Source organism: Psychrobacter sp. KH172YL61, from assembly GCF_007182895.1.
GTDB classification, from domain to species: Bacteria; Pseudomonadota; Gammaproteobacteria; order Pseudomonadales; family Moraxellaceae; genus Psychrobacter; species Psychrobacter pacificensis.
In genome coordinates this window covers 840,241-860,458 of the sequence record NZ_AP019516.1, presented here as the reverse complement: position 1 = coordinate 860,458, position 20,218 = coordinate 840,241, and the positions used below count along the sequence as shown (strand labels likewise).

Below are 20,218 nucleotides of genomic sequence, written 5' to 3'. Positions count from 1 at the left end.
ATTCTGTTGAGAAGTATTTATATGTCCATATCTCAAACCGCCAAAATCGATGCGCCTAAAACCAATAAAAAAAACAGCTATCTGAGTAAGCTCTACGATCATGAGGTAAATCTCAATTATCTTATTATCATTGTTGCCTTATATTTGGTGGTGACTGCCAATATTGGCTTTTTTGAGCAGGTGCTAGATGTCTATCCATTTAGCAAAAACGTCGGCTTTATACTGTCTATTACTGGCTTGTTGTTTGGACTGATGTGGCTGGTATTACAACTGCTTTGCTATCGTCCGATTGCCAAACCAGTATTGATTGCGCTACTGATCACTGCTGCCATCTGCGGTTATTTTACCGATGCTTACGGGACGATATTTGACACCAACATGCTGATCAATAGTCTGGAGACCGATCAAGCAGAGGCGATGGGATTGTTTGCCCCTAGTATGGTCATTCGGGTGCTGCTACTGAGCGTGTTGCCAGCAGTTATCATTAGCAAAATTCGTCTAAAGCGCTTTACTTGGCAACGCAGTATTCTACAAAAGACAGCTACCTTGATATTGTCTATCGCAGTTATCGCGGCGTGTCTTTTACCCTTTGGTGACCAGTACGCCAGCTTCTTTCGTCAGCATAAAGAGGTGCGCTCTTATGCCAACCCAATCACGCCTATTTACTCTACGATCAAACTTGTCGAAAACTATGTCAATGAGCTGCGCCGTCCTGATACTTTCACCCCTACATGCGACAGATGCAAAGCGCGTCGCTCCTACCAGTAGCACTACAAACAGCAGCACTGCAAAACCCAAGCTCATGGTGTTCGTCGTTGGTGAAACGGCTCGCGCTGATCACTTTGGTTTAAATGGCTATACACGCAATACCACGCCACTACTCGCAAAACAGTCCAACCTTTATAGTTTTAAAGATGCCGTCTCTTGTGGCACTTCGACTGCCTACTCAGTGCCCTGCATGTTCAGTTATGCAAATCGAGAAAAATATGATATCGATACCGCCAAGTACAATGAAAACGTACTCGATACGCTCAGCAAGCAAGGGGTCAATGTCGTTTGGCGAGACAACAACTCTAGCTCTAAAGGCGTAGCTGATCGTGTCACTTTTGAGGACTTCAAAACGGCTGATACCAATCCGAACTGCGATGTTGAATGCCGAGATATTGGTATGCTTGATGGTTTTGATAAACTGGTTAAGTCAGGCAGCTCACCGAAAGAGACGCCTAAAGACACGCTTATTTTGTTACACCAAATGGGTAATCATGGCCCCGCTTATTACCAGCGCTACCCTAAAGAATTTGAAACGTACAAACCTGTCTGTATGACCAATGAGCTGTCAAAATGTGATACCCAGTCTGTGATCAATGGCTATGACAATGCGATTCTGTACACCGACTACTTTTTGGATAACGTGATCGATACCCTAAAGACTTACGAACAAGATTATGATGTAGTCATGGTGTATATGAGCGATCATGGCGAGAGTCTGGGAGAAAACAATATTTACTTGCATGGTCTGCCCTATAAGTTTGCACCAGATACCCAAAAACACGTACCTGCAGTCATTTGGTCACCAGACAGTAATCACATCGATGCGGACAGTCTCTCTATTATGAGCAGTCAGCCCGTATCACACGATTTTATTACGCCGACGTTGCTTAGCTTTTTTTGGCATCACAACCGATGAAGTCAAAGGCGCGCCAACCTTTTTAAAGTGAATAACTAAATCTGTTTTTATATTGCTCCATCTTTTAGGTAGCCACTATTTTTAGGTCAACACCATGTATAAGATACTCGTTATTGAAGACAACCCCGATATCGTGGCCAATATTTATGCGTTTTTTGAGCCAAAAGGCTTTGAGCTGGACAACGCACATAATGGCTATAGTGGGCTAACGCTCGCCGCAAGCAATCATTATGACGTCATATTGCTCGATGTCATGCTACCAGGTATGGATGGCACCAAGCTGTGTAAGAAACTCAGAGAAGAACTGCATGACAAAACGCCTGTGCTGATGCTCACTGCGCGCGATACGATTTTGGATAAAGTGGCAGGCTTTGATAGCGGTGCTGATGATTATTTGGTCAAGCCATTTTCATTGATTGAGCTAGAGTGCCGTATCAAAGCACTTATACGTCGTCATGAGGACGATCATTTTGTACACAGTATCGCTGTGGGCGCGCTATCGCTAAATAATAGTGAACATACTATTATGCGCGAAGGAAAGTCGATTAAGCTCACCCCAACTGGATTTAAGATATTACATATCCTGATGAGTGCCGCACCGCGAGTCGTCAGCAAGACAGAACTTGAAGAAAAGGTTTGGGGTCTGGATATACCCAGCAGTGATGCGCTACGCACTCATATTCATAGCGTGCGGGCGCAGGTCGACAAGCCTTTTGACAAAACCATGATAGTAACAGTGCCTGGTGTGGGTTACCAAATTATCGATCCCAATAAATCAGAACACGCGGTAGTATAACTGAGAGAGTAGCACCTCATACTGTCTATCATCGCTCACTATATCAATTACCTCCTTTGATTAAGCATCTCCATATTATGTTCAATATAGACTCGATAGCCAATAAGTTTCGATTATCCTACTTTATATTCGCGCTGTTATTATGCGGGGCTTTTGTCAGTATTTTTCTATACGCGGAGAGCAGAATAGAACAGGAGTTGGTTAAGGGTCGGCTGTTGCAGCAGCTTGATATCAGCCAAGAAAAGTACGGCGATCGCTCTATTTATACTGCCGACCCAGGCATCAAGATCTATCGCTACGATAGTGCCCCTACCAACCTGCAAACAACAGCAACGGCAACGGTGCAAGAGAAGTCTGTCACTATAGACGGTGAGTCTGGCAAAACCCACGGTAACCTTCATTTTTCGCCTATCAACAAGGCAATCAGACTTACATTTTGACGTACTTGGAAGGGGTTGAGATGGTGATGAGCCACTACCCTGTACTAGAAATCTTCGAAAACTTAGAAGATATCTTTGCAGACACACTAAGAGTGGCGGTCATTTTGAGTTTGCTTATTGCCGCCATATTCTCTCATTTATCCTCTAAACAAATCATCAAGCCTTTACTCGATTTAAAAAAAGCCGTCGAAACGGATCATAGCAACCTAACGGAACTCACGCACTTGCCCTCTGAGGTGGGCGTATTGGCGCGAGCTATCGATGAAAAAAACCATAAACTTGAGCAGTATCTAAAGCGCGAGCAACTGTTTACTGGTGATGTCAGCCATGAGCTGCGCACGCCCTTAACCATCATCATGGGTGCCTTCGAAGTGCTAGCTTCGCAATTACCAGCAGACAGTCATCTAAACGAGTTTACCAATCGGATTGGCACTACCGCCCGTGAGACCTCTGAGATTATCACCGCCCTGCTCTTACTTTCGCGCGCCCCTGAAAAGCTAGATGCACCGCAAACTTCTATCAATAGCATTGCCTTAGCCGAGGTGCAGCGATTGACCTATTTGCTGCGCTATAAAACGGTCACGTGTGAAATAGTCGCTGAGCAAGAATATAGCGCCTATGTGCGTCCTGAGCTATTAAAAATGGCACTGGGCAATTTGATAAAAAATGCGTTTCAGTATACCGATGATGGCGAAGTCACCATCACTATCGATGACGAAAAAATCATGGTAACTGATACTGGTCTTGGTATTCCTGAGGCGATGATGCCGCTGCTGTATGAGCGCTTTGAGCGCCTAACTCATGACTATCAAGACGAGGGTACAGGCATAGCCTTGTCACCAGAAAATGATATCAATCACAAGGTTGAAGGCTCAGGTTTGGGACTGAGTATCGTACAACGCATCATGTCTCATATGGGCTGGCAGCTGACTCATCAAGCCAATCCGTCTGGCGGCAGCACTTTTATTATTTATTATAAATAACCGTACTTTGCTTACTATCACCACAATTTCTATTTAACCATTGCCCACTGAACTGGCGGGCAATGCCATTTGTGCCATTTGTCCGAATCATTCTTTATTCTCATTCCTGCTTACGCTCTTAACGTTTTCTTAATCTCGCTCGTCTTATACTTAGGATATATCGACTTTGCTTGACTGTTTTTTTGGTCACGCAAAACCGAAAGCGCATCTTGATATTAATAGATCATTAAGAATTCTATATGAATAAAATTACTCCTATTAATCTTGAAGACGAGTCAGCCGAGCATTGCTCTATCAAGCAGGCAGCACATCACAGTGCGCTCACGCCTGATAGCTTTGCAGAAAGCGCAAAAGGCAAAACGGGCTTTTACCGAATTATAAAAGCTGCTGGCTATTCAATGGACGGATTTAAGGCAGCATACAAATTTGAGGCGGCTTTTCGACAAGTCGTGTGGCTCAATGTTGTCCTGCTTGCCGCTGTCATTATGATGCCTTTTACGCTTGGTATAAAAATGATGCTAGTGCTCGCGTCTTTTTATCTTTAATTGTTGAGCTGATTAACACGGGTATCGAAGCTTGCGTCGACCACACATCAACCGCCAAGCATCCACTCGCAAAAATCGCAAAGATGTTGGCTCGGCGGCGCAGTTCGTGTCGTTATGTCTATTAACAATTTTATGGCTCATGGCGTTGTCTGTCTTTTTATAAAGACATCTATCACAGGCACTGATCAATAATCAAGCTAGAAGCTATCCTATTTATTATACGTTCTTACTTACTATACATTGCCAGAGGTATCCATGACTTTAGAAAACCACTCAATGGCTTGGGACTGGCTAAAATTACTGTGTTTGACCATCCTCGCTACGTTGGTGTTTGAACATAGTCAGTTAGACATACGCATCAGTGAGCTTTTTTATAGCCATGGACACTGGCTACTAGAAAAAGGTGCGCAGCCTTATGCGTTTATCTTTTATGATTTGCCCAAAGCCCTACTGATCCTACTGGCGGTCTACCCTCATAGCAGTGTTAATTATAAAATATAGACAGCCTTTGCCGGATCTTGCCTCACAGCATCGCTGTAAATTCGATAAATTTCTGTTTCCTTTACCAATTCGGGAGATCGGCTATCTACTGCTGGTATTAGCGATTGTACCGGCTACCATTACCACATTAAAAGGCGTCACCCATGTGAGCTGCCCGAATGACTTGGCAATTTTTGGCGGTGAGTTGCCTTATCTAAATCTGTGGCAAAACATGGTTGCCGCAACGCCTGCCAGATGCTTCCCAGCGGCTCACGCCAGCGCAGGATTCTCCTTATATGGATTGGCTTTTTGCCAACACTCAAAAAAGCACCGTTATCAAATACTAAAAATAGTTACGCTCTTAGGCTGGAGCATGGGGCTGTATAAGATGCTATTTGGCGATCATTTTTTTAGTCATACTTTGGTCTCGATGCTGCTATCACTGACGATAGCGTGTGCGCTTGCGACGCTATTCTTTAAAGATTCGATAAAGGCAAAAGCCAAAAGCGCCAGTAAAAAATATGCCGACACAGCCACTAGCTTGCTTGGTACTGAAACCTCAAGCACTTAGAATGATAGTTATCACGTTGCGTTATTTTGCTAGACACGACTGGCGAACTGCAGGCATATTAGGATGAGGGATTAAGGATGATTTATCAGCACTATAAGGACGTTATGAAACCACTTTGTGCCGTTATGCCAGCATTGACATTGACATTGATATTTGGACTTAGCGTACTCTCTACCGCTGCGATGGCAGAGACGGTCAGTTTGCCAATGGACACTTTGCCTAACAGAATAACCCTACCAAATGTCAGCCCAGTCAATAGTGCGCTTGCCAACCGCGGCGCGTACCGCCGACTGTATGGCCTGCCACCGTGAAGACTATAGTGGCGGCATGCCGATTGATACGCCGATTGGCAATATCTACTCGACCAATATCACACCATCGACGCGCTATGGTATTGGCAACTATACTGAGGCCGATTTTAAAAAAGCCTTGCGCAAAGGTCGTGCGCCAAATCATCAGATCTATCCTGCGATGCCTTACCCGTCCTATCATGGCCTGACAGATGACGATGTCAGTGCATTATTTGCTTATTTTCAGACCGTCCCTATCGTAGACAAACCCCCTGAAAAAAACTACTCATTTGCCTTTCCCGTTGAATATCCGTAGCTTAATGCTGGCGTGGAATGTCATCAACGTGCCCTCTACTGAAAACCGCGCAGGACTCAAAAAACTCTATGACGACTCTTGTGCAGGTTGCTATATGCAAAAGGTGACGGTGCATACGGCGCTGGCTACTATCCGCCGCTGGCCAACAACAGTAAAATGCAATTGAAGTACTATATTATTAGCGTAATAATCAATGGCCTGCGCGGGATGCCATCGTTCCATAGCATGATGAATGATGCGCAAATAGGCGCTGTCACCCAATACGTGCATAGTGATTTGAACAATTTCACTGACACGGTCACGACTGCTAATGTGGCGCAGCTACGCCATGACTTTCCACCAGGGTCAGACCCGAGCGAGTAGAAGACGCTCGCTATCTTATAACGTACCCAAGCGCTTACATAGCGTTTTAGATACGCTTGGGCGGTACAGAATAGGTGCCGACGACATGAGCCACGACATCGTCTGAGCCTTCTGAATACAGAGATACCTCGCCCACTATCAAGGCTCGCCCTACTTTGAGTAAGGTGCATTCAGCGATAATACGTGCATCTGCTGATGGTTTACGCAAAAAATTGATAGTCAGACTCGTCGTCACTGTCAATGGCACGATACCGATTTTCCCGAGTATCGCAACATAGATGGCGACGTCAGCGACGGCCATCATGACAGGTCCTGACACTGTGCCACCAGGGCGTAGCTCATCGATGCCAATCTCGTGTGATAAAGTCGCACCATTTTCACTGACTGCTTCGACGATACATTTGGTTTGTGGAAACTCTAACGCCATAAAGGCGCTGATTTCTTCTTTGGTTGCAGACATAACGCTTCCTTGAATTAAATTAAACTTTCCTTGTTATTTATTACTTCACTGAATACATTCCTTTAATGTATTACTGGCGTACCTTCTGTACTAAAGGCAAATCCTTTATTACTAAAATTCCCAATCATGACCGCTTCGATAACTGGTCTGACAGTTTCATCGACACCTTCGACCTCGATAATGAAGTTAGCACCCGACCCGCCTTTATCTTCTTCTTTTCGACGATGTAGTTGAGCGTGGCCATCGCTGATAGCTCGATGGGTTTGCTTAGGTACGACTTTACCAATGCCCCATCCGTATCATAATAATCAATTTTATTAATATACAGTGATTTTTTCAGCGTGGTATTGCGCACACTCAGCGTTGCTGACAGTAGTACTTTGCGATTGTCTTTATCGGTATAGATGTCAGAGTAAATCGGTACATAAAAGGTTTCTTTATAGCTGAACTGACTGCGATCTACATCGGAGGTCACCTCTAACGCTTCAATCGGATCTTGTTGGTGCTCGGACAAGGTGACGTTTGGATCTTGCGCAGACGGATCACAGCCTGACAGCAACACGATAACAGCGACCAATAGAACGGATATACTACGCTTATTCATAAACTTCCCCTGTCCCTTTTCATGTCACTGCGATTGCAAGCCGTTATTTGATTTTCACACCCACACTACGTAAGAACTGGTTGATGTGTTTGTTTGCGCCATAAATGACCAATACATCACGGTCTTGCAATATTTGATCAGGCGTGGCCAGACCTTGCACGCTAGGTTTGGTCTGGGTACGACCAAAGCTGTCTTCATAATACTCATAGCGCAAGGTACTAAGCAATCGGATATTGAATTTTTGCTCCAACCGCAACTCCTCAACCGTCTTGCCGATCAACACATTTGGAATTTTAATCTCAACCATACTAAAGTTATCGCTTAACTCAAACGAATCAACAAAATGGCTTAGTGACAGTCGTTTGGCCCAGCGATTGGCTGCTTCTTTTCAGGATAAATAATGTCATCGACACCAATGGCCTGCAAAACTTTTTTTATGCAGCGGATTGATGCTACGGCTGATCAAACGTTTTGCTTTTAACGTCTTGAACAGCGCCGTTGCCATCACGTTGGCGCCTTGATCCTCTCCAATAGCGACAATGACGGTGTCGGTATCGACAATCGGCAATCCGCTCACGGTATACTCATCCGTGGCATCCATACAGAGCGTATGAGAGATGACCTCCTTATAGGCTTCTACTCGTTGCATGCTGCTGTCAATGGCAATCACTTCGTGACCTTGGCGGGTCAATGCTGCTCCCAGTGACGCACCAAAATTCCCCAACCCTACGATGATATATTTCATAACCTTAATGACCTTTTTTAGTATCTTTTACTCTAAGTTTCCCTGTTTTTGCACATAAAACCGTCTATTTATCACAAGTTAGTTAATCGTGATTTCCTCAGTCGGATAGCGATAATTGCGTTGGCGCATGTTTTTGAGTAGCGCAATAAATATCGTCAGCATACTGACCCGTCCAACAAACATGATGACCGACACCACCACTTTACTAAAAATCCGATAAGTCTGCTGTCAGGTTTAAACTTAGCCCCACCGTGCTATAAGCTGAGAAACATTCAAATACCACTTTGATCAAATCAAGCTCTGGCTGATCATAACTAATCAGCGTCACACCCGTACCGATGACCAATAATGACAACCACATAATAGAGAACGCGCGGCGGACTGAAATCTCCGCAATCTGACGCTTGAAGACTTCTATCTTTGTTTGCCCACGGGCTAGACTCAGTGTATTTAATAGCGCAATCGCAAAGGTACTGGTCTTGATACCACCACCCGTTGAGTTGGGCGACGCCCCAATCCACATCAAAAATATCGTTAGCATGACCGTTGGAAAAGTCAGCTCACCCATATCAATGACATTGAACCCTGCGGTTCGCGGCGTGGCAGCCGTAAAAAACCCTGTGATAAGCTTGTCAAAGAAACCGGTATGGTCAGCGAGTACATTGTTGTATTCAAATACCATCACCCCAACCAGACCAGTCAACAATAACGCCCCAGTCGTAATCAAGGTAATACGGCTGTTGATATTCAGCAACCAAGGCTGATAAATATGGTGCCGGTCATTGCGATATATCAGTCGCTCAGCGCGATGACGCAAATACCGCAGCACATTGACCACAATGGTGAAGCCCATACCGCCAAAGATAAAGGTCATCGCAATGATAAGCTGCAATGGATAATTAAAACGTAGCGAATCGTCATACATGCCAGCACTAAAGGTAGAAAACCCAGCATTACAAAAAAGCGGATATCGCATGAAAGACCGAAAAAACAATTGCTCAGACCAGTTCATATCAGGCATATCATAAATGCTGATATAAATGAGTGCCGCCGCCACCGCCTCAACGGCGAATGTCACATATAAAATAGACTTAAGTGTCGACACCACATCACCCATGCCGCGCATATAAGACATCTCGCTAATACTCGCTTGCGTCTCGTAGCTGACGCCGCCCTTAAAGAAGTAACTAAAATAGGTCACGAACGTCAAAATACCTAGGCCGCCGATTTGTATCAGTCCCATAATAATGACTTGGCCAAACGTCGTAAAATAGGTTGCCGTATCCACGACAATAAGCCCAGTCACACAAACGGCACTAGTCGCGGTAAAGAGCGCATCAATAAAGGACAGCGGCTGCGTTGTCGCATTGGGCATCATTAGGAGCAAAGCACCAACCAGCACAACGGCTAAGAAACTTAAAATAAAAAACTGTGCAGGATGCAAAAGGTGCGATTGAGATTGAAATTATGATCAGAGAGTTCACGGATAAAGGTGACAAACACGGCGATTTTTATCGCGACAAAACCATCAACGGCGGCGTCCAAGCCAGAACGCACCAAATCAGTGAAATGCGCGGTAAGTAAAATGACAATCGCGATACTGGTAAAAGCATCAAAAATAGCAACTTTATTGAGCGTTCGCGGTTTGTTTGTGTAGAGATAACGGCCAACCGTCACCACAAAGCTGAGCAAAATAACGACCAAGTAAAAAATATGAAACACTTGTTGCAGCCAAATGGGCAACGTAAAGCCACTATCCAATAAGACAATAGCTACCGCGATGACACTAATCAGAATCGTAACATTATTCAATAATCGATAACGTGCGGCTGCATTCATAGCTTGAACCCATGACAACAATAACCACGATACTTATACTCCTTTTTGCCCTATTCACAAAAAACTGATTTGAGAGAATCGTAACCAATTATTGAATCAATATAGATCCTAAGAGTCATTCAGATGAGATATCAAATACTTGCAAGATCATACAATACTGACTGACGTACTGACTCCTTTTCCCACTTGCTAAGCCCCCACTTGCTAAGCTGTCTCTCATTCTTCTTTTGTTATTATTATCGCCATTTTTACGCCGCCCCATGTCACCAGCACCACGCCGATAGCTATCAAAGATGCCCCCAAAAACAACCCCTCAGGTGGACGCTCTCCCTGCAAAAATATCGCAATCGGTACACCAACGACAGCCCCAACCGCCCCTAGCAAACTGAGCAATACAGGCCCACCTGTTTTTTGCAAAAGAAATAATAAGAAAAACTGACCAGCAAACACCCACGCTTGTACGACTATCAATCCTAGCAGCAGCCAAGCATCCAAAGATATCGCGACAGAAAAATCAGAGAACGCACTAAACAAACCTAACAACAGCGCCGCCGCAACTAGGCATGCCGGGTGCAATCGCACTAGATGAAGCATTGTCAGGCCAGCGTAATGTCCGATAGATATTACCAATGGCGAGTAGCACTGGCCCGCACAGCGCGATTAAAATCCAGAAGACACTAGATTCTGGTGCAGAAAGCTTATGAATAGCCAACACCCCTGCGCCAAGAAGCGCCGCCACTACGCCAAGCGCACGAATGAGATAAAAACGCTCCATACGTAGCAGCAGTGCGCCAAGATACGTTAGCAGTGGGGGTAAGGGAAATAATGAGGGCAACAAACCCTGCCCCAACATGAGGAATGGCCGAAAAGAGCAGTAAATTGGCAGCCGCCACGCTAACAAAGGCGGCAACAAAATAATACTCGATACTACGGGCACTAATAGGCGGTATCTCTTGTTTGATAAGAGCAACGATTAGTAAAATAATGGCCGCGCCAGTGATCGACCAAAACAAAAACGCGAGTGGTGTTAGACCGATATTGACAGCATATTTTGCCAAGTTGGTCGAGATACCAGTAAGCGCACCCCCTGCTAATAGGCAAGCAACAGGCACTATCCACGTGTTTTTGTGAGTATTTTTATTGAGTAAGTCATTCATCCATTATCCTATTGGACAAGGTCGATCATTCAGTCACCAGTTTCGCAAGCAGCTCATCTATCTCAACCTTAAATTCTTTGTCTTCGATTTTGTTGGCTGCAACTTTGGCATTTTGTAGATGTTGGCGCTTAGAGTGACTAAACTTATTATTTTTAACATCGAATCGCCTAAAAAATAGTCGCTGTCAGTGCCATGGTCGAATATTCAACACGCCCTAGTATTGATCATTTTTTTCTCTATTTTTCGTGAGATAACAAAAAAATTGTGTCTCAATTTATGATTTGGCAGTTAAATTTTTAGTAGAGGCAAGCTTAGCACGGTTAGCGATAACGTTGAGCGTTTTCAGACGGTGGCAAAGAGATGTTTTGACTTTATATTGCTGTCCAATCATTGCTCTTGCCAGTGCAACCATAAACGCATATCTAATTCGAGCTGATGATACTCAGGTTCCATATGACAACACAGTTGATAAAACGCCTTGTTATGATCATGTTCTTTAAAATGCGCCAGCTCATGTACCACAATCATCCGTAAAAACTCTGGCGGTGCGTCTTTGAATAGACTGGCAACCGTGATACTGTTATGGGATTTAAGCTTGCTGCCTTGCACGCGAGACTGGGTAGTATGGATACCTAGCGCATGCTTTAGTACCTTTAACTTACTGCTATAGCTGACGCTTGATAGCGGGCCAATCTTGCGCATGTATTGGTTTTTTATCTCATTGACATAGTGATAAAGCGCCTTATCACTTTGCACTTGGTGCTGGGTGGGATATTTTTTATCCAAATACTCACCCATCCGACCGTCGCTTATCATTTGCGCCGCTTGCGTTTGAATCTGCTCTGAGTAATGCGCTATGTATTTTAATCTGCTCACAACGATATCCTTTGTCTATGTGTTAAAAGCTGTCCGCTTGTTTGATGGATTTTACCTTATATTGGCTATATGTTATCTCAGGCTTGTTCTACTTCCCATTTACCTTATTTGCCACAAAAAACCCCATAAGCGGTAGTCAACTTATGGGGTCATTGCTATAACACTTTCTTATAAAGACGGTCACTTATCGGCTATCGTACATATAGATTGATAGCGCGATATAGCACGATAATCTAGACCATTAACGCTCTAAATGTAGATACTGCAAATGGCGCTCATACTGATGCAGAATATCGACCAGCACTTGCTCTTTGGTGTAGCCCACCAAGTCGTACTCCTGCGAGCCATCGCTTAAAAACACCCTCAGCACGGTAGTAAAACTCAGCATGCTTGGTTGAGGTGTTTAAGGTAAAGTTTGGACGTTCAGCTTTGATCAAGTTAACTTCATAAACAAAGTCATCTTCATCACCATGACCGACGCGCAGTTTTAGACCGTCGACCTGAGCACTGTCTTGGCCCATGCCTGCATCGATATCTTCACCGATACTGGCAAGATTATGCGCATCTAAAGAGGTTTTGAGACCACCTGCTTTGAACTCTTTTTCGACCTCAGTCATCGCTGGCATCACCACCGTTTTTAAGAACTTTTCGACTTGCGCGTGACCTGGGAAGCTCACAATACGCTGCAAACGTGCTCTCCAGCTCTTACCGCTGTCGAGCACATTGGCAGTACCAATCGTGCTGGCTTTGCGCTTATTGCCCTCTTCTTTCAGTGACTTCCACATGGACATCATGTAGAGCACCAGAATCAAAGAGAACGGCAAACCTGCAATCACAGAGACCGATTGTAATGAGGCAAAACCGCCCGCAAACAATAATCCTAGTGTGATAAGACCTGTTGCCACCGCCCAAAACAAACGCAACCAAACCGGTGCATCCGTGTCATTAGTCATGCCTTTTGAGCTCAGATTGGCAAGTACCAACGCGCCTGAGTCCGCAGAGGTGACAAAGAACACCAGACCAATGATCACACCTGCAAATGAAAGCACTTCGCTATAGGGGAAATATTCAAATAGCGCAAACATGCCCATGGCGGCATCATTGACGGCAGTTTCACCAAGCGCCGTTGCGCCATTGGCAACCAGATCTATCGCAGTGTTACCAAAGATAGAGAACCATGCAAAAATAAAGCCCAATGGAATGAACATCACGCCAAAGACAAATTCACGTAGCGTACGGCCACGGCTGATACGCGCGATAAACAGACCAACAAACGGTGCCCAAGCCACCCACCATGCCCAGAAAAATATCGTCCAACCTGATTTCCAGTCGGCACCGGCAGTACCGTCATAGGCATAAACATCAAAGGTTTTATAGATAATGGTTTGGAAATATTGACCAATATTTTGCGTAAAGGTGTTTAATAAATAGACGGTATTACCCATCACGAGGATGGCAAGCAATAGCAATATTGACGACAACATATTGAATTCAGACAGACGACGTACGCCTTTTTCAACACCTGTCATCGCAGAGACAGCGGCAGCGACGACCACACCGACAATGATCAGCGCCTGAACCATCTTGCTAGATTCAATACCAAAGACATGGGTCAAGCCAGCATTGGCTTGTAGCACCCCAATACCTAGGCTCGTCGCAATACCCATCAACGTACAGACAACACCGAAAGTATCAATCCCATCACCTAGCCAGCCTTTGATCAAGCGTTCACCAAATATTGGCGTGAGCGGTGAGCGTAGCGCAAGTGGCATGTTTTTGCGGTAAGCAAAGTAAGCCAGTGCCATACCAATCAGCGCATAAATACCCCAGCCATGCAGACCCCAATGCAAAAAAGTCTGAGCAAGCGCTTGACGCATGGCCTCGGCGCTCGCAGGCTCTAGGCCAGTATGCGGCGTTAAATAATGCATCAATGGCTCTGATGCCCCAAAAAATAGCAGATCAATACCAATACCCGCTGAAAACAGCATGGCCGCCCACGCTAAAAACGGAAACTGCGCTTTTTCGTGGTCTTGACCCAGCTTAATATCGCCATATTTAGAAAAACCAACGAACAAAGCAAAAATACTATAAGCAGCAACCACCAACATATAGTACCAGCCAAACTTGTCTGATACCCACGCCATACTTGCACCAAGTAAGGTCTCACTATAATCTGGAAAAGCAATGGTCCAGATGATCAATAAAATAGAAATAATAGCCGAACCTAAAAACACAGTTTTGTTTAGGCTCAACGGTTTCGTCACCTCTTTTGATGGCGAACTGTACATAAAAGACCTCAAATAAGTAAATTAAACAGTGTCCGATATTGCTTTGTCCGGCATAGTATTATGACTTTTGACCACATAACGTATACTTAACCGCATGACGCACAAAGCAGTACCAATGAATAAAAGCGAATAAAATGATAAATAGCACCCATATATGACATACATTGCGCTCATATATTGACGCTGATAAAAAAGGCCTTTACGTTGAAAGGCCATTATTTTGGAGTTATCTGATATCGTTCTTTATTTAGCAGCATATTTTATGCTGACTTGTCATTTACACCGTTGAGAGATAATCGCGCATTGGCTCAGCGCGTAGCGGCGCTCCATTGGCCACATAATAATCTGCCGTAGAGCGCGGCAATTGTACGCCTTTCATTTTATCAACGATTTTTTCGGCCAGCATGATGGTGGTGGCGTTGAGATTACCACTAATGATATTTGGCATGATAGATGCATCGACGACTCGCAAGCCATCAATACCATGTACCAGCCCTTGACCATTGACGACCGAATCATTATCTTCGCCCATCGCACAGGTACATGAGGGATGGTAAGCCGTCTCGCCATGCTCGCGCACATAGTCATCTAGCTGCTGATCGGTCACCAAGTCTTCGGTGGGTGAGATGGCAGCACCGCGATAAGGGTCCAGCGCAGGTTGATGCATAATCTCACGAGTGATACGCATCGCCGCGCGGAACTCCCGCCAATCTTGCTCATGTGACATATAGTTAAATAAAATACTTGGATGCGCACTGGGGTCTTTTGAGGTCAGCTTGACGCGACCACGACTTGGCGAACGCAATGAACCGACGTGGGCTTGAAAACTGTGCGAATCACTGGCACTACGGCCATCGTAACGCACGGCAAGCGGTAAGAAATGATACTGGATATTTGGGTGAGTGAATGTCTCATCCGTACGGATAAAACCGCCACCTTCAAACTGGTTGGAGGCGCCAAGGCCTGTGCCATTGAACAACCACTCAGCTCCAATAGCAGGTTTATTCCACCACTTATTGGCAGGCGCAATCGAGACTGGCAGCTTACATTCGTACTGCATATACAGCTCTAAATGATCCTGCAAGTTATTGCCCACACCCGGTAAATCTAGTATTTCTGTCACGCCAGCGTCTTTTAGCCACTGACCAGGGCCAATACCTGAGCGCTGCAATAATTGCGGCGAAGCGATAGCACCTGATGAGACGATCACTTCACGAGCGGCATAGAATTTTTGGTTTGACCCTCGTGCTCGACCTTGACCCCGACGGCACGCTTGCCATCAAATAAGATCACATCGGTGAGTGCCCCTGTCAAAATCGTGATATTGTCACGCGGCTTGGCACGATCTAGATAGCCTCGAGCCGTAGATGCGCGGCGACCATTAGGCGTCACAAAACGATCCATCGGACCAAAACCTTCTTGCTGATAGCCGTTCAAATCTTCGGTACGCGGATAGCCTGCTTGTACCCCAGCTTCAATCATGGCTTGAAACAGCGGATTCACCCCTGGTTTTGAGGTGGTCATCTCGACAGGACCACCGACGCCATGATAGTCGTTTTCGCCAACATCGCGGTTTTCTGACTTTTTAAAGTACGGCAAGCAGTCGAGATACGTCCAGTCTTCTAAGCCTTTTATCTTTGCCCAGTCGTCAAAATCGAGCGCATTGCCACGTATATAGCACATACCGTTGATAAGCGATGAACCGCCCAGCCCTTTACCGCGACCACAGTCCATGACACGGTTGTTCATATATGGCTCAGGATCTGTCTTGTAGCCCCAGTTATAGGTCGTTCCTTGCAGCGGCATTGCAAGCGCCGCTGGCATTTGGGTACGAAAATCCAATCGATAGTCTGGACGACCAGCTTCTAGTAGCAATACTTTTATATTGGCGTCTTCGGTCAGACGCGTGGCCAGCACATTACCTGCTGACCCTGCACCAACAATAATATAATCGTACTCAGGGGTGGTTGATGTCATAACATGCTCCATAATATGGAAAAATATAAATCACTTGGTAGCAGCAAGGTCAAATGCACAGCGTTATCAGGCCCAAACTGCGCTCACTTTCTCAATACCACTCGTTAAAAGACCGATTCAAACGCACCCAACTCTACTTGGATAGATTTGGTCTGAGTATAATGCTCAAGCGCCTCGATACCATTTTCACGGCCAACGCCTGAGTGCTTGTAGCCACCCACTGGCATCTGTGCCGCTGACTCACCCCACGTGTTCAACCAGCAAATACCCGCTTCGATCTGAGCAATGACGCGATGCGCACGCTTTAAATCAGTCGTCACCACTCCAGCTGCTAAGCCATAATCGGTGTCATTGGCGCGGCGGATGACTTCTTCTTCGCTCTCATAAGTCAATATTGACATGACTGGACCAAAGATTTCCTCACGGACGATGGTCATATCATCGCTACAATCTGTAAATACGGTCGGCTCAACAAAAGCACCATTAGCCAATGCGTCTGTTGTGACGCGTGCGCCGCCCGTTAGCAGACGCGCGCCACTCTCTTCCCTTGCTCGATATAGCCAAGTACGCGCTCCATATGCGGGAAGCTGACCAATGGACCCATGTTGATGTTCTCGTCCATTGGATCACCCAGTTTGATACGATTAACACGCGTTAAGATGGCTTGCTCAAACTTGGCTTGTAGCGCTTTTGGGACAAATACTCTCGTGCCGTTGGTACATACCTGACCGGTACTATAAAAATTCGCCATCATAGCGATATCAGCCGCGGTATCAATATCAGCATCATCAAATATGATCAATGGTGACTTACCGCCAAGCTCTAAGGTCACATCTTTTAGCGATGAGCTTGCCGCGCTCGACATGACCTTTTTACCCGTCGGCACACCACCAGTGAATGATACCTTGGCGATATCTGGATGATTGGTCAGTGCTTGACCCACTTCGTAGTTGCCTTGCACGACATTGAACACACCATCTGGTAGTCCCGCTTCTGTCAGGATTTCTGCCAGTTTTAAGGCAGTCAACGGCGTGACTTCTGATGGTTTAAAGATCATCGCATTACCAGCAGCCAATGCAGGCGCGGCTTTCCACATCGCAATCTGAATCGGATAGTTCCATGCGCCAATACCTGCGACCACACCCAGCGGCTCGCGGCGAGTATAGACAAAGCTCGTGTCACGCAGTGGAATCTGACGACCTTCAATCATGGGCGCAAGTCCTGCATAGTACTCAACCACATCAGCACCCGTGACGATATCGACATACTTAGTCTCAGACAGCGCTTTGCCGGTGTCTTTGGTCTCAAGTAATGCGAGCACATCGTTGCGCGCGCGTAATATCTCAACAGCTTTTGAGAGAATACGACCACGCTCAACGGTGGTCATCGCCGCCCAGATTTTTTGACCTTTATGAGCCGCTTTGACCGCATCATCAATCTGCTCATTGGTGGTTTGCTGAATGGTTGCCAGCACTTCACCTGTCGCTGGATTGATATCTTCAAAAGTGGCGAGCGTGTCATCGACCGCTAAGTAGCGACCATTAATATAGGCAGTTTGCACTTGTTCTAAATCGATAATGTCTGTCAAATTGTTGATATTTGTCATAAATACTCCTTGAGAGGGATTGATAAAAGCGGCAATAAAACGCCCTTTACCAAATCATATCGTCATTGTTAAAATTCTAAAGTTGGATGGTTAGCAATCCGGATATTTATTGACCCGAACGATTGTCAAAGTCAGGTTGCGTCATTTTTATCAATCGATCATGTAGCGATTTTTTATCTGATATGTTGATACCTGAAAAGTCGGAGAGCCAAATTCCATCAGCGACCAGACGAGCCATACATAGGGTTTCAGTATCGTCAGTGGCGGCATGTTTTTCTAACTGCGTGTTGGCCCATTTGGCCCACAGCTCACGTAGCTCACTATCACCTAGCATCAATACATATAAGGTGGCTTGGTTGTCGTATTCTTCTTGCGCTTTTTCGCCCAGACTGATGGTGGCATCGATATAAGCACGGGTAAAAGCGCCATGACTCACAGGATCTTTTGCCATAGCGGCCTCGACTTCTGCCTCAAATTTCGCCATGGCATCATCGAACACTTCAAGCACAAGGGCATTTTTTGTTGCAAAATGATGCATCACACCGCCCTTTGTCACGCCTGCCGCATCAGCGACTGCCTGAAACGTCACTTTAGATAGCCCTTGCTCAAGCGTGATCCGTGCTGCTTGATCGAGCAGAGCACGGCGAACCACTTCTGGCTGTTTTTTACGCTTATAAGGATTTTCTATTTCTACACTCATATCAATGCACCACAGAATTAGACAATAAATTCATTACAACGACACCGCCAACGATCATGGCAATGCCAACCACTGCTGCCGTATCAAGGGTCTGCTTAAATAGCACCAAACCTGCAAGCGATGTGAGCACAATGCCCAACCCGCCCCATAACGCATAAGCAATGCCTAGCGGTATCACCTTGAGTGTCTGTGCCAATAAATAAAATGAGAGTGCATACAGCGCCCCCATCATCAGCGTCGGCCCTAAACGGGTAAACTGCTCTGATTTCACCAAAAATGTCGTCCCTACCACCCTCACATATAATGGCAATGGTTAGGCAACCGTAGGCAATCGTCGTAGAACTCATCTTTTGCGCACCGCCTTTATTTAAGCAACTGCTAATAAAACATAGCAAAGAAACCACATGGTCGGTATTTTATAGAGTTCTGTTACCAATGTGAAGGGCTGTCCTGCAACTTTATTGTGTCAAAGCATGTCGTAATGGCTTTTATTTCAAGATAGAACTGTTTTTATTACCTGCTGTGTCTTACGATCTAAATACTCGCGTGCGCTTTTTGCGCATTCTTCTACGTAACGTCTTTTATTTTTATAAGTGTACGTATCATTGTGAGCAAATCGGCCTATTTACGCCCCTATTGAACGAGCAGAGGCGCTGAAACGTCCTATCTGATAAGGGATAAACGCCTATTTATAATAATTGCGATAATATTTATAATTTATCTCAGAATAAGGTTGACAGCCTTTAACGACTTGGCTAAAATGTGCCCCACATAACGCGAACAAGCCAAGTAATGACTGTTTTATAAAGCTTGAAACACTTGCAGTTATGACAGCTTATTCTCCAATAGCTCAGTTGGTAGAGCAACGGACTGTTAATCCGTGTGTCCCTGGTTCGAGCCCAGGTTGGAGAGCCATATACTAAAAACCTTCATCACTATTTGATGAAGGTTTTTTTATTGTTGCCGTTTTCATATTGACTGATCATAATATTCGCATGGCAGCGGTGTTCTTTTGGCATTTTTGTTGTATGGTAAGATTAGTTTTGATTGGGTTCGTTTTTGTCTGAGTGTTTTACCCCTACTCACTAAAAATAATGGTTTATTATGATACCTGCACGTGTAAAAAATAAGTTCTCTGATCATCCGCAAAAAATCATGCGCCCGATCAGTATTCGGTTGTCTGAAGAAATGATTGCCCTATTAGAAACAACCTCCTCAGAATTGGGTTTTAAGCGCATTCAAGGGCTTATCCGTCTTTATATTCGTCAAGGACTCGATCGTGACCATCAAGATTATACGCTCGCTCATGACGAAGTATTTATTGAGACGTTACGTAAGCGCGGTGTGAGCCAGCGCATCATCGATGAGGCAATCGTTGTGACCTATAACAACAATATCTCTCACTCTTTATCTGAATTGCAAGACAGCGATCAATAATATCCTTCATCAGTCGTATTAATCATAACGATCTGGCTGAGATTGACTGAGACTCTAA

At 45.2% G+C, this 20,218-nt stretch carries 20 protein-coding genes, 1 tRNA gene and 7 pseudogenes; 13 read left to right on the top strand and 15 right to left on the bottom strand.

Translation table 11 applies throughout. The features are described from left to right. Positions 1 to 21: 21 nt before the first annotated feature. The 11 genes and pseudogenes from PKHYL_RS18540 to PKHYL_RS04485 form a co-directional block, all read left to right on the top strand. The gene (locus PKHYL_RS18540; protein WP_442966115.1) at positions 22 to 768 is read left to right on the top strand and encodes a phosphoethanolamine transferase domain-containing protein; all 747 of its coding nucleotides are present in this window, start codon (positions 22 to 24) and stop codon (positions 766 to 768) included. Further along, positions 698 to 1,687, top strand: coding sequence for a phosphoethanolamine transferase (locus PKHYL_RS18535; protein WP_442966114.1), 990 nt, complete (start codon positions 698 to 700; stop codon positions 1,685 to 1,687). The genes PKHYL_RS18540 and PKHYL_RS18535 overlap by 71 nt, the downstream gene beginning before the upstream one ends. Positions 1,688 to 1,781: 94 nt before the next feature. Continuing rightward, positions 1,782 to 2,483, top strand: a complete 702-nt coding sequence (locus tag PKHYL_RS04525) for a response regulator transcription factor (RefSeq protein ID WP_240366099.1) — start codon at positions 1,782 to 1,784, stop codon at positions 2,481 to 2,483. A gap of 215 nt (positions 2,484 to 2,698) precedes the next feature. Continuing rightward, the gene (locus tag PKHYL_RS04520; RefSeq protein ID WP_240366098.1) at positions 2,699 to 2,923 is read left to right on the top strand and encodes a hypothetical protein; all 225 of its coding nucleotides are present in this window, start codon (positions 2,699 to 2,701) and stop codon (positions 2,921 to 2,923) included. Beyond that, positions 2,920 to 3,906, top strand: a complete 987-nt coding sequence (locus PKHYL_RS04515) for a sensor histidine kinase (protein WP_240366097.1) — start codon at positions 2,920 to 2,922, stop codon at positions 3,904 to 3,906. Before PKHYL_RS04520 ends, PKHYL_RS04515 begins: the two co-directional genes overlap by 4 nt. Positions 3,907 to 4,145: 239 nt before the next feature. Then, positions 4,146 to 4,614, top strand: a pseudogene (locus PKHYL_RS04510) (diacylglycerol kinase). Positions 4,615 to 4,706: 92 nt separating this feature from the next. Further along, the gene (locus tag PKHYL_RS04505; protein ID WP_240366096.1) at positions 4,707 to 4,952 is read left to right on the top strand and encodes a phosphatase PAP2 family protein; all 246 of its coding nucleotides are present in this window, start codon (positions 4,707 to 4,709) and stop codon (positions 4,950 to 4,952) included. Between the two features lie 7 nt (positions 4,953 to 4,959). After that, complete coding sequence (locus PKHYL_RS04500) at positions 4,960 to 5,502, top strand: phosphatase PAP2 family protein (RefSeq protein ID WP_240366095.1); 543 nt, start codon at positions 4,960 to 4,962, stop codon at positions 5,500 to 5,502. Positions 5,503 to 5,606: 104 nt separating this feature from the next. Further along, positions 5,607 to 5,813 carry a hypothetical protein gene (locus tag PKHYL_RS04495; RefSeq protein ID WP_240366094.1) on the top strand — a complete coding sequence of 69 codons (207 nt, stop codon included), beginning with the start codon at positions 5,607 to 5,609 and terminating at the stop codon, positions 5,811 to 5,813. After that, the gene (locus tag PKHYL_RS04490) at positions 5,761 to 6,108 is read left to right on the top strand and encodes a c-type cytochrome (protein ID WP_240366093.1); all 348 of its coding nucleotides are present in this window, start codon (positions 5,761 to 5,763) and stop codon (positions 6,106 to 6,108) included. Before PKHYL_RS04495 ends, PKHYL_RS04490 begins: the two co-directional genes overlap by 53 nt. A 58-nt stretch (positions 6,109 to 6,166) precedes the next feature. Continuing rightward, positions 6,167 to 6,471: pseudogene (locus PKHYL_RS04485) on the top strand (c-type cytochrome); the annotation flags it as partial. Positions 6,472 to 6,517: 46 nt separating this feature from the next. Here the strand turns inward: PKHYL_RS04485 and PKHYL_RS04480 are convergent. The 15 genes and pseudogenes from PKHYL_RS04480 to PKHYL_RS04415 all read right to left on the bottom strand — a co-directional run bounded on the left by PKHYL_RS04480 (position 6,518) and on the right by PKHYL_RS04415 (position 19,070). After that, positions 6,518 to 6,931: a PaaI family thioesterase gene (locus tag PKHYL_RS04480; RefSeq protein WP_058023760.1), complete on the bottom strand. Its 414-nt coding sequence runs from the start codon at positions 6,929 to 6,931 to the stop codon at positions 6,518 to 6,520. A gap of 62 nt (positions 6,932 to 6,993) precedes the next feature. Further along, a pseudogene (locus PKHYL_RS04475) lies at positions 6,994 to 7,535 on the bottom strand (DUF3124 domain-containing protein). A gap of 43 nt (positions 7,536 to 7,578) precedes the next feature. Continuing rightward, positions 7,579 to 7,842, bottom strand: a complete 264-nt coding sequence (locus tag PKHYL_RS04470) for a TrkA C-terminal domain-containing protein (protein WP_240366092.1) — start codon at positions 7,840 to 7,842, stop codon at positions 7,579 to 7,581. 96 nt (positions 7,843 to 7,938) lie between these two features. Continuing rightward, on the bottom strand, positions 7,939 to 8,280 hold the full coding sequence (locus PKHYL_RS04465; RefSeq protein ID WP_240366091.1) for a potassium channel family protein: 342 nt from the start codon (positions 8,278 to 8,280) through the stop codon (positions 7,939 to 7,941). Positions 8,281 to 8,358: 78 nt separating this feature from the next. Continuing rightward, positions 8,359 to 8,481, bottom strand: coding sequence for a hypothetical protein (locus tag PKHYL_RS17160; protein ID WP_269778248.1), 123 nt, complete (start codon positions 8,479 to 8,481; stop codon positions 8,359 to 8,361). Between the two features lie 4 nt (positions 8,482 to 8,485). Next, the gene (locus tag PKHYL_RS04460; RefSeq protein WP_240366090.1) at positions 8,486 to 9,682 is read right to left on the bottom strand and encodes a TrkH family potassium uptake protein; all 1,197 of its coding nucleotides are present in this window, start codon (positions 9,680 to 9,682) and stop codon (positions 8,486 to 8,488) included. 14 nt (positions 9,683 to 9,696) lie between these two features. Beyond that, entirely contained in the window at positions 9,697 to 10,119 is a 423-nt protein-coding gene (locus PKHYL_RS04455; RefSeq protein WP_240366089.1) for a hypothetical protein, read from the bottom strand. 216 nt (positions 10,120 to 10,335) lie between these two features. Further along, a complete protein-coding gene (locus tag PKHYL_RS04450) occupies positions 10,336 to 10,701 on the bottom strand; it encodes a hypothetical protein (protein WP_240366088.1) in 366 nt (121 codons plus the stop codon). Between the two features lie 116 nt (positions 10,702 to 10,817). Further along, positions 10,818 to 11,276 (bottom strand): DMT family transporter, encoded by a 459-nt coding sequence (locus PKHYL_RS04445; protein WP_240366087.1) that lies wholly within the window; start codon positions 11,274 to 11,276, stop codon positions 10,818 to 10,820. Positions 11,277 to 11,663: 387 nt separating this feature from the next. Continuing rightward, positions 11,664 to 12,152 (bottom strand): M48 family metallopeptidase, encoded by a 489-nt coding sequence (locus tag PKHYL_RS04440; protein WP_058023766.1) that lies wholly within the window; start codon positions 12,150 to 12,152, stop codon positions 11,664 to 11,666. A 241-nt stretch (positions 12,153 to 12,393) separates the two neighbouring features. Continuing rightward, positions 12,394 to 14,440, bottom strand: a pseudogene (betT, locus tag PKHYL_RS04435) (choline BCCT transporter BetT). Between the two features lie 277 nt (positions 14,441 to 14,717). Further along, a pseudogene (gene betA, locus PKHYL_RS04430) lies at positions 14,718 to 16,417 on the bottom strand (choline dehydrogenase). Positions 16,418 to 16,521: 104 nt separating this feature from the next. Next, a pseudogene (gene betB / locus PKHYL_RS04425) lies at positions 16,522 to 18,023 on the bottom strand (betaine-aldehyde dehydrogenase). Between the two features lie 106 nt (positions 18,024 to 18,129). Then, positions 18,130 to 18,723: a TetR/AcrR family transcriptional regulator gene (locus tag PKHYL_RS04420; RefSeq protein WP_058023770.1), complete on the bottom strand. Its 594-nt coding sequence runs from the start codon at positions 18,721 to 18,723 to the stop codon at positions 18,130 to 18,132. Between the two features lies 1 nt (position 18,724). Further along, positions 18,725 to 19,070 (bottom strand): annotated as a pseudogene (locus tag PKHYL_RS04415) (DMT family transporter). Between the two features lie 492 nt (positions 19,071 to 19,562). Here PKHYL_RS04415 and PKHYL_RS04410 point away from each other — a divergent pair. Together PKHYL_RS04410 and PKHYL_RS04405 are read left to right on the top strand one after the other, a co-directional pair. Next, positions 19,563 to 19,638 (top strand) — tRNA-Asn (locus PKHYL_RS04410). Between the two features lie 189 nt (positions 19,639 to 19,827). Further along, entirely contained in the window at positions 19,828 to 20,160 is a 333-nt protein-coding gene (locus PKHYL_RS04405; RefSeq protein ID WP_212564286.1) for a CopG family transcriptional regulator, read from the top strand. Positions 20,161 to 20,218: the final 58 nt, after the last annotated feature.

Bases quoted from the DNA above. Each gene is read 5' to 3' on its own strand.
- PKHYL_RS04495 (WP_240366094.1), top strand. From the start codon at position 5,607: ATGAAACCACTTTGTGCCGTTATGCCAGCATTGACATTGACATTGATA.
- PKHYL_RS18535 (WP_442966114.1), top strand. From the start codon at position 698: ATGAGCTGCGCCGTCCTGATACTTTCACCCCTACATGCGACAGATGCA.
- PKHYL_RS04405 (WP_212564286.1), top strand. From the start codon at position 19,828: ATGATACCTGCACGTGTAAAAAATAAGTTCTCTGATCATCCGCAAAAA.
- PKHYL_RS04455 (WP_240366089.1), bottom strand. From the start codon at position 10,119: ATGAATGCAGCCGCACGTTATCGATTATTGAATAATGTTACGATTCTG.
- PKHYL_RS04505 (WP_240366096.1), top strand. From the start codon at position 4,707: ATGACTTTAGAAAACCACTCAATGGCTTGGGACTGGCTAAAATTACTG.
- PKHYL_RS04465 (WP_240366091.1), bottom strand. From the start codon at position 8,280: ATGAAATATATCATCGTAGGGTTGGGGAATTTTGGTGCGTCACTGGGA.
- PKHYL_RS04480 (WP_058023760.1), bottom strand. From the start codon at position 6,931: ATGTCTGCAACCAAAGAAGAAATCAGCGCCTTTATGGCGTTAGAGTTT.
- PKHYL_RS04525 (WP_240366099.1), top strand. From the start codon at position 1,782: ATGTATAAGATACTCGTTATTGAAGACAACCCCGATATCGTGGCCAAT.
- PKHYL_RS04470 (WP_240366092.1), bottom strand. From the start codon at position 7,842: ATGGTTGAGATTAAAATTCCAAATGTGTTGATCGGCAAGACGGTTGAG.
- PKHYL_RS04445 (WP_240366087.1), bottom strand. From the start codon at position 11,276: ATGAATGACTTACTCAATAAAAATACTCACAAAAACACGTGGATAGTG.
- PKHYL_RS18540 (WP_442966115.1), top strand. From the start codon at position 22: ATGTCCATATCTCAAACCGCCAAAATCGATGCGCCTAAAACCAATAAA.
- PKHYL_RS04420 (WP_058023770.1), bottom strand. From the start codon at position 18,723: ATGAGTGTAGAAATAGAAAATCCTTATAAGCGTAAAAAACAGCCAGAA.